Origin of the sequence: Bradyrhizobium sp. BWA-3-5 (genome assembly GCF_032917985.1) — a bacterium.
Lineage (GTDB): Bacteria > Pseudomonadota > Alphaproteobacteria > Rhizobiales > Xanthobacteraceae > Bradyrhizobium.
In genome coordinates this window covers 7,636,807-7,651,499 of the sequence record NZ_CP136626.1, presented here as the reverse complement: position 1 = coordinate 7,651,499, position 14,693 = coordinate 7,636,807, and the positions used below count along the sequence as shown (strand labels likewise).

Here is a 14,693-nt window from a genome sequence, read left to right as displayed (position 1 = left end):
CATCGACTGCGATCCCGGCCTATTGTTCGGCATAACAAGAATGCCGAACAAAGAGGCTGCCAATGACTGCCAATCCTGTCCTGTGGAATCTCGATGCGCGCGGTGTTGCGACCGTCACGCTCAATCGCCCGGAGGTGAACAACGCCTATGATGGCGGGCTGATCGGCGGCGTGCTCGCGGCGATGGACGAGCTTGGTAAGAAGCCGAACCTTCGGGTCGTCGTGCTCAGGGGCAACGGCAAGCATTTCCAGGCTGGCGCCGACCTGAAATGGATCAACGGCGTGCGGCCGAAATCGGCTGAAGAGAACGAGGCGGTATCGCGCGCGACCTTCGAGGCGGTGCAGCGATTGAACACGCTGCCGATCCCGACCGTGGCGCTGGTGCAGGGCGGCTGTTTCGGCGGTGGCACCGGGGTGATCTCGGCCTGCGACGTCGTGATCGCCGCCGACAATGCAATGTTCTCGATCACCGAAGTGCGCTGGGGCCTGACCGCCGCGATTATCATCCCGCAGCTCTGCGACGCCATCGGCGTCCGCCAGGTGCGCCGCTACGCGCTGACCGGCGAACGGTTCGGCGCTGACGAGGCGCGGCGCATCGGCCTGGTGCACGAGGTGGCGCCGCTGGCCGACCTGGAGACGGCCGGCGCAAAGATGGTGGAGCAACTGCTCGCCAACGGGCCGGAAGCGCTGGCGGAGACCAAGGCGCTGGCAATGGAGAGCTCGTTCGGCGGTGTGGCCGTCGATGACGCGGCTTACGCGCGACTGGTAAAGATGCATTCGGCGCGGCGGCAGACGAAGGAGGCGTCGGAGGGGTTGGCGTCGTTTGCGGAGAAGCGGGCCGCGGATTGGGAAGGCAATGCCTAGCAGGTTCGGGCACCGTCAGGCGCGTGCGCCAAAAAAAAAGGAGGAGCCACCGCCGGGTTTGGCAGTTGGACCTCCAGGGCCGGCACTTCCGTCCGGAAGCAATTTAGAATTGCCCGGCGCGCGACGGGCCGCTGCACCTTAAGACCTTAACCATAATTGTTTGGTAGGTCTGCGATCACGGCCACGGCAATGGTGCGACATGCGCAGACAGTTAAGACGATTTTGGATAGCAGGATCGATGATTGCAGCGGCAGCGCTGTTGCCGCCTCCCGCCACCGCTTCACCCCGGCTGATCTCGCTCGCATTCAACTCGCAGTTTCAGGCTCCGCAGCAATTCGGCTCGGACGAGTTTCGTCAGAAACTGCTGGCGCTGTCCGGTAAGCGTATCGTCGTCGACTACCGCGGGAGCGGTGCGCTGGGCAGTGAAAACACGGTTCTTGCCGCTACCAGATCCGGCGCCGTCGATATGGCGGTGATCTCAGGCGGAGTTGTCAGCTCGGTCGTCCCCGAACTGGGTGTGTTCGACGTTCCCTTCCTGTTTCGCGACGTGGCACACGCCAAGGCGGTCGCGCAAGGTCCGATCGGTGCGGCGATCGCCGCCAGATTCGCCGACAAGGGGCTGACGTTGCTGGCGCTTGGCAAGCAGGGCTTTCGCAACATCACGAACTCCAAGCACCCGATTCGCACACCCGCCGACCTCAAGGGCCTCAAGATCCGCGTTATCCCGAACGAGATCTATCCAATGACCTTCAAGGCGCTCGGCGCTGAAGTGGTGCCGATGGAATTTCCGCTGGTCTACGCCGCGCTGAAGGACGGACGGCTGGATGGTCAGGAAAATCCGGTGCCGACGATCGCCAACAGCCGGCTTTTCGAAGTTCAGAAATACCTCACCCTTACCGGGCATTTCTTTGCACCGATTGCCTTCGTCGCCAATCGCGCGATGTTCGAGCAGCTCGATCCCGGCGATCAGGCGGTGGTGATCGCGGCCGCTAAGGCGGCGGCCGAGGTAACCTGGGAGGCCCAGCTTGATGCCCCAAGGCTCGAACAAGTGCGCAAGGGAGGCATGGAGGTGATCGAGACGATCGACCGCCAGGCCTTCCTGGACGCGCTCAAGCCGCTCGATCAGGAATTCGAAAAGCGTTTCGGCAAAGATCTGATCGCCGCCATTCGGTCCACTCGTTAGTAGTTTTCGGAAATCCAATGAAACTGTCTTCCATGATGTCCTGGATTGGTGTCCGTCCGCGGGTATTCGGCGGCTTTGCGCTGGTCCTGAGCTTCCTCGTCGTTCTCGGCGGCTTCGCGATGGTTCAAGTCGAGCGAATCGGCGGAACGGTCAATGAACTCGTGACCAGCGCCGCGGGCGACGCCGGCATGTCGCAGGTGCGCGCCGCGCTGCTGGGCGCCAACGGCGCGGTGGAGAAATTCATCCGGACCTGGAACGTCGGCGACAAGGATGCCGCGACGCAGGCGATCGCGGGCGTCGGCCAACGAGCCGATCAGATCGAACGGCAGTTCGGCACGCTGCAAACCATTGCAGATGGCGTCGGGCCGGTGCGGGCGGCGCTGGAGACCTACCGGTCTTCCTTTGCGGCAGCGGCGGAGGCCGTCGACCGGCTGCGTGCCGCCACGACAAAAACTGACGCACACGGCGCCGTCGCGGCGCTTAATGTCGGCGGCATCCAGGTCGCCCTTGCCAACCGCTCCGATCCGGAACGGCTCCTCAACCCGATGCGGCTCGCCGCCGTCGTCGACGGGCTGCGGATCACGGTGATGCGATATGGGAAGACTCTGTCGACAGCGGATGCCGACGACGCCAAGCTTGCGTTGACCTACGTCCAGCTCGCGATCGCAGACACCGAGGCCGAAATCGCCGGCACAGGAGAGGCCAAACTGAAGGCGCTGGTTGCCGCACTGAAGGCCGCGATCACCGCTGACGCCGCTGCGCTGGACGAGATGGTCAAGGTTGCCGGCGATCTGCGAGCGAAGCAAGCCGATCTGGTGAAAGCCGGTGCCGCGATCGACGAGCAGGTCAACAAGATCAACACGAAACTTGGCGCAATGCGCGCCGAACAAGGTGAGAAAACCGCGGCGGCGGTTGAGCACACGAAGCAGACGGTGATCTTCAGCGCGGCGGGTGCTCTCCTTTTGGGCGCCGTGCTGGCATGGCTGATCGGCGCCAGCGTCTCCGGTCCGATCAGCCGCATGACGGACAGGATGCAATCGCTTGCCGCCGGCGAGCTCGACGATGCGATCCCCGGCGGCGAGTCGCGCGATGAGATCGGCCGGATGGCGCGCGCTGTCGAAGTTTTCCGCGAAAACGCACTCGCTGTCCGCCGCATGGAACGGGAAGCTGCGGCGCAACAGGACGCAGCCGAGGCTGGTCGCCAGCGCATGATGTCTGAGCTCGCTGGCCGCTTCGAGCAGGGCATGCAGGGTGTGATCACGGGCGTCGGTGGCCGCGCGGAGGAGATGGGGCGCAGCGCTGAGGAACTGGCACGGGTTGCTGAACGTGGCCGGGGGCTTGCGGAAGCGGTTGCAACCCGCGCCGAGCAGGCGTCGATGAATGTCCAGACGGTTGCCTCCGCGACCCAGCAACTCGCCGCCTCCATCCGTGAAATATCGAGTCAGGTGCAACGCTCTGTCACGGTGTCAAGCAGGGCAACGGGCGAGACGCAGCGGACCTCTGAGCTGATCGCCGGGTTGTCCAGCGCCGCCGAAAAGATCGGCACCATCGTCCAACTGATCCAGGCGATCGCGAGCCAAACCAATCTTCTGGCGCTGAACGCAACGATCGAAGCGGCGCGGGCCGGCGACGCCGGCAAAGGATTCGCGATCGTCGCCAGCGAGGTAAAAAATCTCGCGTCCCAAACCGCGCAGGCGACGGAACAGATCGCCAGCCAGATCGCAACCATCCAGAGCGCCACCGGCGAAACGGTGGCGGCGATCACGCAATTCGGGACAACGGTCAGGGAAATGGCCGAGATCGCCTCGGCGGTTGCCGCCGCAGTCGAGGAGCAGGGCGCCGCGACAGGCGACATTGCGCGCAATGTAGAGGAAGCGGCGAGCGGAACCGCCGCGGTCACCCAGGAGATCGGCGACGTGCGCGCGGTGGCCAGCGAGACCGACGCCGGTGCCGAAGCAGCTCTCACGGCTGCGGCGGCGCTTCGGCAGCAGGCCGCTTCGCTGAAGAGCAATGTCAGCGACTTTCTGCAGACCATTCGTTCGGCGGCCTGACGGGCAACGCGGGACGTCGTCGTGCGGCTGAGCCCCGATGAGGCGGCTGATATGCGGCTGGTGAAGATGGATTCGGCACCACGGTAGACATGCCTTATACTGTCCGCCGAGGAGTATCGGATTTGCCATCCAAACGTATCGCCATTGCCGGGCTCGGCGAGATCGGCCGAACCGTGGCGCGCAAGGTGGCGCAGGGCCTGCCGGGCCTGACGCTGGTAGCGATCGCAACCAGGGACCGCGAAAAGGCACAAGCCTGGCTCGATCGGGAGGGCATGACCGCTGCGCTGGTTTCGCTCGATGAGCTGCCCGAGCATGCCGACCTCGTCGTCGAATGCGCGCCGGCGGCGATCCTCGAGCAGATCTGCCGGCCGATGCTGCGCGCCGGCAAGCAAGTGATGGTGCTGAGCGCCAGCGCGCTATTGCCGCGTCCCGATCTCATCGATCTGGCGCGGGCGCATGGCGGCCAGATCATCGTGCCGACGGGCGCGCTGATAGGTTTCGATGCGGTTTCGGCGGCAGCGGAGGGCACCATAAGTTCGGTGCAGATGGTGACGCGCAAGCCGCCGCGCGGTCTCGCCGGCGCGCCCCATCTCGTCGAAAACGGGATCTCCGTGGAGGGGCTGACATCGGCGCTCCGTGTCTTCAAGGGCTCGGCGCGCGATGCGGCGGCGGCCTTTCCGGCCAATGTCAACGTCGTGGCGGCATTGTCGCTCGCGGGCATCGGACCCGATCGCACGACGATCGAAATCTGGGCCGATCCTGACGTGACGCGAAACTGTCACCAGATCAGGGTCGAATCCGATTCGGCGTCTTTTTCGATGTCGATCGAGAACGTGCCGTCGGAGAATCCGAAGACGGGCCGCATCACCGCGCTCTCGGTGATCGCGGCGCTGCGCAAGCTGACCTCGCCGCTGCAGGTTGGAACTTGAGCCCATCAGCGCACCGCGCTAGCTAGGACGGGTCGGGGGCCTCAGCCTCCAGTATTGATCCGGGAAGCTACCTTGCCAGTCAAAACCGTCACCGAACCCGCCCGCCAGATCCCGCTCTACGGCGAGTATGAGGTCGCCGTTCTCGGCGGCGGCCCCGCCGGTATAGCGGCTGCCGTTGCGGCGGCGCGCGCCGGCCGCCGCACGCTATTGATCGAGCGCTACGGCTTTCTTGGCGGCATGGGCACCGCTGCCGGTGTCACCAATTTCTGCGGACTGCATGCCAACGTTTACGGCGGGATGCACCGGGTGGTGCAGGGCATCGCCTCCGATCTGCTGGGGCGGATCGACCGGCTCGACGGGCTCAACGCGCCGCATCTGATCCTCGGCAAGATCATTGCGCAAGCCTACGATACCGCAGCCTACAAGATCGCGGCGGATGATCTGGTGGCCGCGCACGGGGTCGACATTCTCTTTCATGCGCTGGGTGCCGGCGTGGTGATGAACGGCGAACGGCGCATCGATGCCTTGATGGTGGAGACCAAGGCCGGGCGTCAGGCGATACGCGCCGGCATCTTCATCGACTGCTCCGGTGATGGCGACCTCGCGGCCTGGGCCGGCGCACCCTTTGAAGTCGGCGACAATGCCGGCGGCATGATGTACCCGTCGATGATGTTCCGCCTCAACGGCATCGATCCCGACAGAGCGGGCGATGCCTGGCGGACCATCCCGGCGCTGATGGAGAAGGCGGAGGCCGCCGGCACGCATCGTTTCCCCCGCAAGACCGCGATCGTCCGGCCGCAGCGCTCTCAGATCGAATGGCGGGTCAACTTCACCCAGCTCGCGCGCGAGGACGGCAGCGCCGTCAGCGGCATCGACCCGGACCAGATGACGCGCGGCGAAATCGACGGGCGGCGGCAGGCGGTCGAGGCGTTCGAATTCCTGCGCACGGTGCCCGGTTTTGAAAAATCCTACATCGTCGATCTGCCGCCGCAACTTGGCATCCGCGAGACGCGGCGCGTGATCGGTGGCTACATGCTGTCGGGTGAGGATGTGCTCGGCTGCGCCTCGTTTGAGGATTCCATCGGCGTCAATGGCTGGCCAATGGAGCAGCATGTCGCAGGCGACGTCGTCTTCAAATTCCCGCCGATCCCGGAATCGCGCGGCTTCAATGAGTTGCCGTATCGCATGCTGGTGCCCGAGGGCATCGACAACGTCCTGATGGCCGGGCGCTGCGCATCGATGACCCATGATGGCCAGTCGGCGGCCCGGGTCTCCGGCGCCTGCTTCGCGATGGGGGAGGCGGCAGGCCTCGCCGCATCATTGGCGCTATCCGGGAACACGATTCCGCGCGACATTGCGGTTGAAAAGTTGCAACAGATGCTGAAACAACAGGGCGCGTTCATCGGGCGGGATCAGAGCGTGCCCGAAGGCCTGTAAGAGAGTTGGAGGAAGCCGGATGAGGATGTTTGCTCGGCTCGCGCTGGCGGGCGTATTGGCGATGGCGGCAGGCGGGACCGCCCGCGCCGAGGACGCGCTGAAGGCCAAGATCGGCGTGCTCCGGCTGTCGTCCTCGGCGCCGGTGTTCATCGCGCAGGACAAGGGCTATTTCCGCGAGGCCGGCCTCGATATCGAGCTGAAATTCTTCGACGCGGCGCAGCCGATCGCGGTCGCGACCACCTCCGGCGACGTTGATTTCGGTATCACTGCGTTCACCGCCGGGCTCTATAACCTTGCCGGCAAGGGCACGCTGAAGGTGATCGGCGGCATGAGCCGGGAGAAGGCCGGCTATCCGCTGATCGGCTATTTCGCCAGCAACAACGCCTACGCCGCCGGGCTGAAGACGCCAAAGGACCTCGCCGGCAAGCGCATCGCGATGACGCAGGTTGGCTCCAGCTTTCATTATTCGCTGGGACTGCTTGCCGACAAATACGGCTTCAAGCTTGCGGAGGTGAAGATCATGCCGCTGCAATCGCTGTCGAACGCCGCGGCAGCGCTGAAGGGCGAGACCGTCGACGCAGCTCTGCTGCCGATCTCGACCGCACGGGCGCTGGTGGATTCCGGTGGCGCAAAGTTCCTCGGCTGGGTCGGCGACGAAACGCCCTGGCAACTCGGCGCAGTGTTCGCCTCGCCGAAGACGCTGACCAACAAACCGCTGGTGACGAAGCTTCTCGGTGCGCTGGCCCGCGCCGACCGCGAATATCACGACGTGATCCTGGCCTCGGTGAAGGATGGCAAGGCCGAGATCAACGACAAGACCAAACCGCTGCTGGAGATTATCGCCAAATACACGAATCTGCCGGTGGAGCAGGTGGTCGGTAATTGCGCCTATATCGATCCCGAGGGCAAGCTCGATGTGAAAAACGTCGCCAACCAGATCAGCTGGCTGCAGGAGCAGGGCTTTGTCGACAAGGGCTTTGACGCCGATGCGATCATCGCGAAGGAATATGTGAAGGCGGATTGAGGAGGCATCAGTGCCGTCATTGCGAGCGCAGCGAAGCAATCCATGTCTCCGCACGGGGAAAAATGGATTGCTTCGTCGCTTCGCTCCTCGCAATGACGGGGCCAGCATTGCACTGGGAACCACGTGGACCTGATCGCCGACCAAATCAGCCACCGCTTCGGCGGCCTCGACGTGCTCGACCGGGTGTCGTTCACCGTCGCCTCCGGCGAGGTGGTCGCGATCGTCGGGCCCTCCGGCTGCGGCAAGAGCACGCTGCTGTCGATTCTCGGCGGGCTGTTGCAGCCGAGCGCCGGTGCCGCCGAGCTGCGCGGCGCGCCGCCGGCGGACAGCCTCAATCCCCTGACCTTCGTGTTCCAGGATTTTGCGCTGCTGCCCTGGTGTACAGTGGAGGCGAATGTCGAATTTCCGCTGGTTCATACCGCGCTCGACGCCGCCGCGCGGAAAGCCGTCGTCGACGATGCACTGCGCCGGACAGGGCTGTCGGATTTCCGCGGCGCCTATCCAAAGCAATTGTCCGGCGGCATGCGCCAGCGCGTCGGCATCGCGCGGGCACTCGCGGTGCGGCCGGCGATTCTGTTGATGGACGAGCCGCTGTCGGCGCTGGATTCGCAGACGCGCGAACTCCTGATGGAGGATTTCATCCGCCTGCTCGCCGACGGCGCGATGGGCGCGGTCTATATCACGCATAATCTGGAGGAGGCGGTTCGCCTTGCTGATCGTGTGGTGGTGTTGTCGCGCCGGCCGGGGCGCATCCGCGAGATCGTGACCATTCCGATGACGCGCGCTGCGCGCGGCGGGATCGATGCCCGCGGCGAATTGCTCAGCCTGCAGAACCAGCTGTGGTCGCTGATCCGCGACGAGGCGATCGATGCCGAGCGCGAGGTGCAGCATGCTTGACCGCGCGCCGCAGGAAGCGCAACAGCGCGAGGGCACCCGGCCGGTCGCCTTTCGCGGTGCTGGCTTTGTGCCGGGCGGAGGCCGCGCGTCGGGGTGGATCGCGCTAGCCCTGGTGATTGCGCTCTGGCAACTCGCCGGCAGCGCCGGCTGGGTCAATCCGCTGTTTCTGCCGCCGCCGTCGGCAATTGCGGTTGCGATGTACAAGCTCGCGATGTCAGGCGCGCTGTGGCAGCACGTTGCCGCCTCGGTGGTTCGTATCGGTTCCGGCTGGCTGATCGGCACTGTGGCAGGCGTGATCGTCGGCTTTGCGATCGGGCTGTCGACCCTGGCGCGCGCTGTCGGCATCACCTTCATCTCGGCGCTGTTCCCGATTCCGAAAATCGCGCTGCTGCCGCTCTTGATCCTCTGGCTCGGGATCGGCGAGGAGCCGAAGATCGCGACCATTGCGCTCGGCGTGTTCTTCTCCACCGCGATCTCGGTCTATAGCGGCGTCGATGCCGTGCCGCGCAACCTGATCCGCATGGCGCAGAGTTTTAACGTGCCGTTCCATGCCATCGTGCGGCGCGTGATCTGGCCGGGCGCGCTGCCCTCGATCCTCGCCGGCTTTCGCATCACCGCTTCGGTGGCGCTATTGCTGGTGGTCAGCGCGGAGATGATCGGCGCGCAGTACGGCATTGGCGCCTTCGTGCTGCAGGCCGGCAATCTCATGCAGACCGATCAGCTGCTCGCCGGCGTCGTGATCCTGTCGCTAATCGGGCTGGCGGTGGGCAAGGCGATCAACATGCTGGAGGCACGGTTGCTGCACTGGCGGTGATGGCGCCACAAACGCGATGTCGTCCCGGCGAAGGCCGGGTCCCATAGTCACAAATGTGTGTTATCGCGGACGAGCGTCTGCCAGATCGCCCTACCGATAAAGCACGCGGTATGGGCCTCGGCCTTCGCCGGGGCGACGGTTGGGGGGCCGATCCCTCACGCGTTCCCGCGGTCTTCGCGGAACAGGTCCAGCTTCTGCTGAACCGGCCGGTCCGAGAACGAGAACAGCACCGCGTCGGTGTCGGCCTCGTGCGTGACCCAGTGCCAGCTTGGCACCACGAACAAATCGCGTGCGCCCCAGTCGAAGATCTGGTCGCCGATCCTGGTGCGGCCCTTGCCCTCGATCGCCGCGAACACGGTGGCATCCGTTGAACGATAGCGCGCGGTCTTGAAGCCTTTTGGCAATAGCTGGATGAAGGTGCCGATGGTCGGCATCGCGAAATCGCCGGTTTCGGGGTTGGAGAATTTCAGCTTCAACCCGTGGCAGGCGTCCCATTCGTCGCGCGTCTTCGCTCGCTCCAGCGCTTCGCGCGTGTAGCTATAGGGATAGTTGAAGATCGGCGAGGTCTTGGATTTGCGCTTCTCGTCGACCGGCAGCAGATTATGGCCGTAGCGGGCAAAGCTGTCGCCGGCGGGTTTTGAGATCTTCTGCTGGTCCTCGTTCGAGCCCTCGGCAAAGGACGCGTCGAAGAACTGCACCATCGGAATGTCGAGCCCGTCGAGCCAGAACATCGGCTCGTTCGTCTCGTTGGAATGGTCATGCCAGGTCATCGACGGCGTGATGATGAAATCGCCGGGCGCCATCGCGGTGCGCTCGCCGTCGACGGTGGTGTGGGCGCCCTTGCCCTCGAGCACAAAGCGCAGCGCCGACTGGCTGTGTCGGTGGGCCGGCGCGACGTCGCCGGGAACCACCATCTGCACGCCGGCAAACAGCGAGGTCGTGACCTTGGACTGGCCACGCAGGCCGGGATTCTCCAGCACCAGCACCCGCCGCTCGGCCTCCTTCGCCGTGATCAGCTTGCCGGCCTCGGTCATGTAGTCGCGGATGGAGTCGAACTTCCACAGATGCGGGCGGCAGGCACTGCGCGGCTCCGGCGTGACGAGATCGCCCAGCACGGTCCACAATGCGGAGAGATTGTCGCCGTCAATCTTCTTGTAAAACGCCTCGCGTTCCGGCGTCTTCTGCACGGCTTCCATGGCAAGCCTCCCGTTTGTTCTCTAGATTGACAGTATACTTACAATATCGATAGACGTCAATGTGGTAAAGTCGTAAGGGTCGGTAAGAATCAGGGAGGTTCCGATGAAGCTGCACGGCTATTTCCGCAGCAGCGCGGCATACCGGGTCAGGATCGCGCTCAACCTCAAGGGACTGACGGCAGAGCACCTGCCGCATCACCTTCGCAAGGGCGAGCAGAGCGCGCCCGCCTATCTCGCGCTCAACCCGCAGGGATTGGTGCCGACGCTGGAGAAATCCGGTGCGGTGCTGACACAGTCGCTCGCGATCATCGAGTGGCTGGACGAGACCCATCCCAGTCCGCCGCTGCTGCCCAAGGATCCGCTGCGCCGAGCAAAAGTGCGCGCCTTCGCACTGGCGATCGCCTGCGACATCCACCCGGTCCAGAATTTGAAGGTGCTGGCCCGGCTGCGCCAGCTCGGCCTGGCGGAAGAGCAGGTGACGGAGTGGGCGGCCTGGGTCAATCGCGAGGGGCTTTCTGCTTGCGAAGCGCTCGTTAAGGGCGAGAAGGGACCGTTCTGCTTCGGCGACAAGCCGACGATGGCCGACCTCTGCCTGGTGCCGCAGCTCGCAAATGCGCGGCGTTTCGGCGTCGATGTTTCAGCGTTTCCCCGCCTGCTCGAGGCGGAAGCCGCGGGTAAGGAAATGAAGGCGTTCGCGGACGCCGCACCGGACAGGCAGAGCGATGCCGAGTAAGCCAGCCCCTATCACCATGGACGCGGTCTACACCGCGCCCGGCTACTTGTTCCGCCGGATGCAGCAGATCGCGGTTTCAATCTTCGTCGAGGAATGCAGCGCATTCGACCTGACGCCGGTGCAATATGCGGCGCTGGTGGCGATCCACACCCATCCCGGCATCGACGCGACGCGCCTGTCGGCAGTGATCGCCTTCGACCGCTCCACGCTCGGCAACGTGATCGAACGGCTCGAGAGCAAGGCGCTGATCGAGCGTAAGCCTTCGCGCGAGGACAAGCGCGTCAAGCTGCTCTATCTCTCCAAGGCCGGCGCCGCCGTGCTGCGCGACATCATGCCCTCGGTCGAGCGCGCGCAGGTGCGCATGCTGCAGCCGCTGAAGCCGGCCGACCGCAAGACGCTGCTGGCGCTCTTGACCCAGCTCGTCGATCTCAACAACGAAGCCTCGCGCGTGCCGCTGCGTGCCGAGGATGCGCTGGTGCATCTGGGCAAGGCGGGGTGAGTGTGTCGGGGACGGGACGAGCCCCAACCCCGCCGTCGTCCCGGCTTTGAGCCGCGACCCATAACTGCAGCCATTTGAATTGGGCAGGCTGTGGCTACACCAGACACACAACTAAGATCGTGGTCATGGGTCCCCGCCTTCGCGGGGACAACAGCGAGTTTGTTGAAGCGGCTTGCCTGCTACATCCTCATCAATGCCTGACGGTCGATCTTCCCGGTGCCGGTCTTCGGCAGCTCCGTGATGAATCGGATCTCGCGCGGATATTTGTAAGGTAGTAGCTTTGCCTTGACGTAGTTCTGCAGTCTCTTCGCGGCGTCACCCTCATCGAATTCGCCCTTGTTCATGACAACCACGGCCTTCAGCGTCATGCGCCTGTCCGGCAGCTCGGCGGCAAACACCGCGCATTCCCTGATGTCGGGGTGCTCGGCAAGGCAGAGCTCGACTTCGAGCGGATAGACCCATTGCCCCGAAATCTTGATCAGGTCGTCGGCACGGCCGCGGAAGAAATGAAAGCCGTCGGCATCGCGCATGAAACGGTCGCCGGTGTAGATCCAGCCGCCCTCGCGAATGGTCTCGGCCGATTTGTCGGGCCGGTTCCAGTATAGCGGCGTGTTGGAATCGCCGCGCACCCACAAGATGCCTTCCTCGTTGTCGCCGACCTCGCGGCCGTCCTTGTCCTTCAGAAGGATTTCGTAGCCGGGCACGCGCAGGCCGGCGGCGCCGAGCTTTTTCTTCTCCGGCCGGTTGGAGAGGTAGATGTGCAGCACCTCGGTCGAACCGAGGCCTTCGATGATCTCCAGGCCTGTCAGCGCCTTCCAGCCGCCAAAGACTTCCGCCGATAGCACCTCGGCGGCCGACAGCGCCATCCGCAGCGAGGAGAAATCGGTGGCCTCAGCGCCCTCGGCCTTGGTCAGCGAGGTGTAGAGCGTCGGCAATCCATAGAACACCGTCGGTCGGTATTTTTCGATTGCCTCGAAGATCGCGGCCGGCTTCGGCTGGCCCGGCAGCAGCAGCGTCGCCGCACCGACCGAGAACGGGAAAGTGATGGCGTTGCCAAAGCCGTAGGCGAAGAAAATCTTCGGCACCGAGAAGCAGATGTCGTCGGCCCCGAGTTTGAGCACGCTGCGGGCAAAGGCCTGTTCGCTATAGGCCATGTCGTGCTGCAGATGGACGATGCCCTTGGGGCGCCCGGTCGAGCCGGACGAGTACATCCAGAACGCCATGTCGTCCCGCCCGGTGTCGGCTTCCGCCAGATCGGTCGGGAAGCTCTGCAGCCACTGCGCCGCGGTCAGGGTGTTCGGTGCGGCATGCTCACCCGCTGCGCCATTTGCCACGATCAGGGTCCTGAGCGGCGTGTCCTTGCAGGCCTCCGCGTTGAATCGCGACGTAAACTCCGCCTCCGCGACTGCGACCGCAGCATTGGCATCCGAGAGATAGAACTGCAAAAGGTCCGGCGGCGTCAGCGTGTTGATCAGAAGCGGCACGAAGCCCGCGCGCACCGCGCCGAAAAACGCCGCCGGATAGGCCGGCGTATCGTCGAGAAACATCAGGATGCGGTCGCCGCGCTTCAGGCCGAGCGACTGGAAGCCGTGACCCCATTGCGCGGCCTCGGCGCAGAGTTTCGCATAGGTGCGCGTGCCGCCGGGGCCGGTCAGCGCCAGCCGCTCGCCGCGCCCGGCCGCGAGATTGTCGAACAGGATGCGGCTGGCGTTATAGCTTTCCGGAATCGCAAAGCCGATCTCGCGCGCGCCCGGATTGTCGCGGGGGACCAAATCGGAAATGGGTGATGTCATGCGTGGCTCCCGATTGACTTCGCCGCCTCGTAACGCGCCATGAATTCCGGCGACATCGCGCGCAGCCGGGCGTCGGCGATCCGCCCCGAGCGGGTGATGTAGCTGTAGGCAAAGTCCATCAGGTCAAGCTTCATGTGCTCGGGGAAACGTTCGTACCAGTCGGCACTGGTACGCGCCGCCGTCACCAGCTTCTGCACGATCGGCTTACGTTCGGCCTGGTAGCGGGCGAGGCCGGCGGCGATCTCCGTCTCTGCCTCCAGCCCCTTGGTCAGCGCCATCGCGTCCTCGATTGCGAGCCGCGTGCCCGAGCCGATCGAGAAATGCGCGGTATGCAGGGCATCGCCGATCAGCACCATGTTGCCGTGCGACCAGTTCTCGTTCCAGATCCAGGGAAAATTGCGCCACACAGATTTGTTCGATACCAGCGAGTGTCCATCGAGCGTCTCGGCAAAAATCTTTTCGCAGATCGCCTGCGACTGCTCGATCGTCTTGTGCTCGAAGCCGTAGGCCTGCCAGGTCGCGGCGTCGCATTCGACCAGGAAGGTGCTCATCGAGGGCGAGTAGCGGTAGTGATGCGCGTTGAAGAAGCCCAGATCAGTCTTCACGAAGGTCTGTGACAGCGTGGCGAAGCGCTTAGCCGTGCCATACCAGGCGAACTTGTTGGTGGAGTGCGAAACGGTGGCACCGAAGGGCTTCTCAAAGGCGCGGCGCACCAGCGAATTCAGCCCGTCGGCGGCGACGATCAGGTCATAGCCCCTGAGTTCGTCGAGCGACTTGATCGTGGTGTCATAGCGCGCCGCAACGCCGGCGGCACGCACCCGCTGCTGCAGGATGGTCAGCAGTTCGAGCCGGCCGATCGAGGAGAATCCGATGCCGTCGATCTCGACGCTTTGCCCACGCAAATTGAGCGTGATGTTCTTCCAGCTCTCCATCCGCGGCGTGATCGCATCGACGGTCTCCGGATCGTCGGCGCGCAAAAAATCCAACGCCTGTTCGGAGAACACCACGCCAAATCCCCAGGTCGCGCCTTCGGGGTTTTGCTCGAACAGGTCGATATGGGCGTCCGGATGACGCCGCTTCCAGAGATAGGCGAAATAGAGGCCGCCGGGGCCTCCGCCGATGACGGCGATGCGCACGTCTTCCTCCCAAATCGACAGTATACTTACTAATTTGAGGCGCAGACTAATCCGCGCCGAAAATTTGCGCTACAGAAAAATAATGCGGGCGCGCGGCCGGCGCCCGGTCCCGACGACCTCAGGATCGGGCCCGTGCCG

13 protein-coding genes are annotated in these 14,693 nt (G+C 64.4%); 10 read left to right on the top strand and 3 right to left on the bottom strand.

The window, feature by feature from the left end; all coding sequences use genetic code 11:
- Positions 1-62 precede the first annotated feature (62 nt).
- The 8 genes from RX331_RS36715 to RX331_RS36680 all read left to right on the top strand — a co-directional run bounded on the left by RX331_RS36715 (position 63) and on the right by RX331_RS36680 (position 9,198).
- Entirely contained in the window at positions 63-863 is an 801-nt protein-coding gene (locus RX331_RS36715; protein WP_317254434.1) for an enoyl-CoA hydratase-related protein, read from the top strand.
- A gap of 199 nt (positions 864-1,062) precedes the next feature.
- A complete protein-coding gene (locus RX331_RS36710) occupies positions 1,063-2,046 on the top strand; it encodes a TRAP transporter substrate-binding protein (RefSeq protein ID WP_317254433.1) in 984 nt (327 codons plus the stop codon).
- Positions 2,047-2,063: 17 nt separating this feature from the next.
- Positions 2,064-4,097 carry a methyl-accepting chemotaxis protein gene (locus RX331_RS36705; RefSeq protein ID WP_317254432.1) on the top strand — a complete coding sequence of 678 codons (2,034 nt, stop codon included), beginning with the start codon at positions 2,064-2,066 and terminating at the stop codon, positions 4,095-4,097.
- Between the two features lie 89 nt (positions 4,098-4,186).
- Positions 4,187-5,026 (top strand): aspartate dehydrogenase, encoded by an 840-nt coding sequence (locus tag RX331_RS36700; RefSeq protein ID WP_317254431.1) that lies wholly within the window; start codon positions 4,187-4,189, stop codon positions 5,024-5,026.
- Positions 5,027-5,098: 72 nt separating this feature from the next.
- Complete coding sequence (locus RX331_RS36695) at positions 5,099-6,463, top strand: FAD-dependent oxidoreductase (RefSeq protein WP_317254430.1); 1,365 nt, start codon at positions 5,099-5,101, stop codon at positions 6,461-6,463.
- Between the two features lie 19 nt (positions 6,464-6,482).
- Positions 6,483-7,487 (top strand): ABC transporter substrate-binding protein, encoded by a 1,005-nt coding sequence (locus RX331_RS36690; RefSeq protein ID WP_317254429.1) that lies wholly within the window; start codon positions 6,483-6,485, stop codon positions 7,485-7,487.
- Positions 7,488-7,610: 123 nt separating this feature from the next.
- Positions 7,611-8,384 (top strand): ABC transporter ATP-binding protein, encoded by a 774-nt coding sequence (locus RX331_RS36685; protein WP_317254428.1) that lies wholly within the window; start codon positions 7,611-7,613, stop codon positions 8,382-8,384.
- Entirely contained in the window at positions 8,377-9,198 is an 822-nt protein-coding gene (locus tag RX331_RS36680) for an ABC transporter permease (RefSeq protein ID WP_317254427.1), read from the top strand. Before RX331_RS36685 ends, RX331_RS36680 begins: the two co-directional genes overlap by 8 nt.
- Positions 9,199-9,353: 155 nt before the next feature.
- Here the strand turns inward: RX331_RS36680 and gtdA are convergent, their stop codons facing one another.
- On the bottom strand, positions 9,354-10,394 hold the full coding sequence (gene gtdA, locus RX331_RS36675; protein WP_317254426.1) for a gentisate 1,2-dioxygenase: 1,041 nt from the start codon (positions 10,392-10,394) through the stop codon (positions 9,354-9,356).
- Positions 10,395-10,497: 103 nt separating this feature from the next.
- Here gtdA and maiA point away from each other — a divergent pair, with 103 nt between their 5' ends.
- Complete coding sequence (gene maiA, locus RX331_RS36670) at positions 10,498-11,127, top strand: maleylacetoacetate isomerase (protein WP_317254425.1); 630 nt, start codon at positions 10,498-10,500, stop codon at positions 11,125-11,127.
- On the top strand, positions 11,117-11,626 hold the full coding sequence (locus RX331_RS36665; protein ID WP_317254424.1) for a MarR family transcriptional regulator: 510 nt from the start codon (positions 11,117-11,119) through the stop codon (positions 11,624-11,626). The genes maiA and RX331_RS36665 overlap by 11 nt, the downstream gene beginning before the upstream one ends.
- 179 nt (positions 11,627-11,805) lie before the next feature.
- On the opposite strand, the gene RX331_RS36660 is transcribed toward RX331_RS36665, so the two are convergent.
- On the bottom strand, positions 11,806-13,419 hold the full coding sequence (locus tag RX331_RS36660; RefSeq protein WP_317254423.1) for a benzoate-CoA ligase family protein: 1,614 nt from the start codon (positions 13,417-13,419) through the stop codon (positions 11,806-11,808).
- Complete coding sequence (locus RX331_RS36655) at positions 13,416-14,555, bottom strand: FAD-dependent monooxygenase (protein WP_317254422.1); 1,140 nt, start codon at positions 14,553-14,555, stop codon at positions 13,416-13,418. The genes RX331_RS36660 and RX331_RS36655 overlap by 4 nt, the downstream gene beginning before the upstream one ends.
- Positions 14,556-14,693 lie beyond the last annotated feature (138 nt).

Bases quoted from the DNA above. Each gene is read 5' to 3' on its own strand.
- RX331_RS36690 (WP_317254429.1), top strand. From the start codon at position 6,483: ATGAGGATGTTTGCTCGGCTCGCGCTGGCGGGCGTATTGGCGATGGCG.
- RX331_RS36705 (WP_317254432.1), top strand. From the start codon at position 2,064: ATGAAACTGTCTTCCATGATGTCCTGGATTGGTGTCCGTCCGCGGGTA.
- RX331_RS36660 (WP_317254423.1), bottom strand. From the start codon at position 13,419: ATGACATCACCCATTTCCGATTTGGTCCCCCGCGACAATCCGGGCGCG.
- gtdA (WP_317254426.1), bottom strand. From the start codon at position 10,394: ATGGAAGCCGTGCAGAAGACGCCGGAACGCGAGGCGTTTTACAAGAAG.
- RX331_RS36665 (WP_317254424.1), top strand. From the start codon at position 11,117: ATGCCGAGTAAGCCAGCCCCTATCACCATGGACGCGGTCTACACCGCG.
- maiA (WP_317254425.1), top strand. From the start codon at position 10,498: ATGAAGCTGCACGGCTATTTCCGCAGCAGCGCGGCATACCGGGTCAGG.
- RX331_RS36710 (WP_317254433.1), top strand. From the start codon at position 1,063: ATGCGCAGACAGTTAAGACGATTTTGGATAGCAGGATCGATGATTGCA.
- RX331_RS36680 (WP_317254427.1), top strand. From the start codon at position 8,377: ATGCTTGACCGCGCGCCGCAGGAAGCGCAACAGCGCGAGGGCACCCGG.
- RX331_RS36715 (WP_317254434.1), top strand. From the start codon at position 63: ATGACTGCCAATCCTGTCCTGTGGAATCTCGATGCGCGCGGTGTTGCG.
- RX331_RS36700 (WP_317254431.1), top strand. From the start codon at position 4,187: ATGCCTTATACTGTCCGCCGAGGAGTATCGGATTTGCCATCCAAACGT.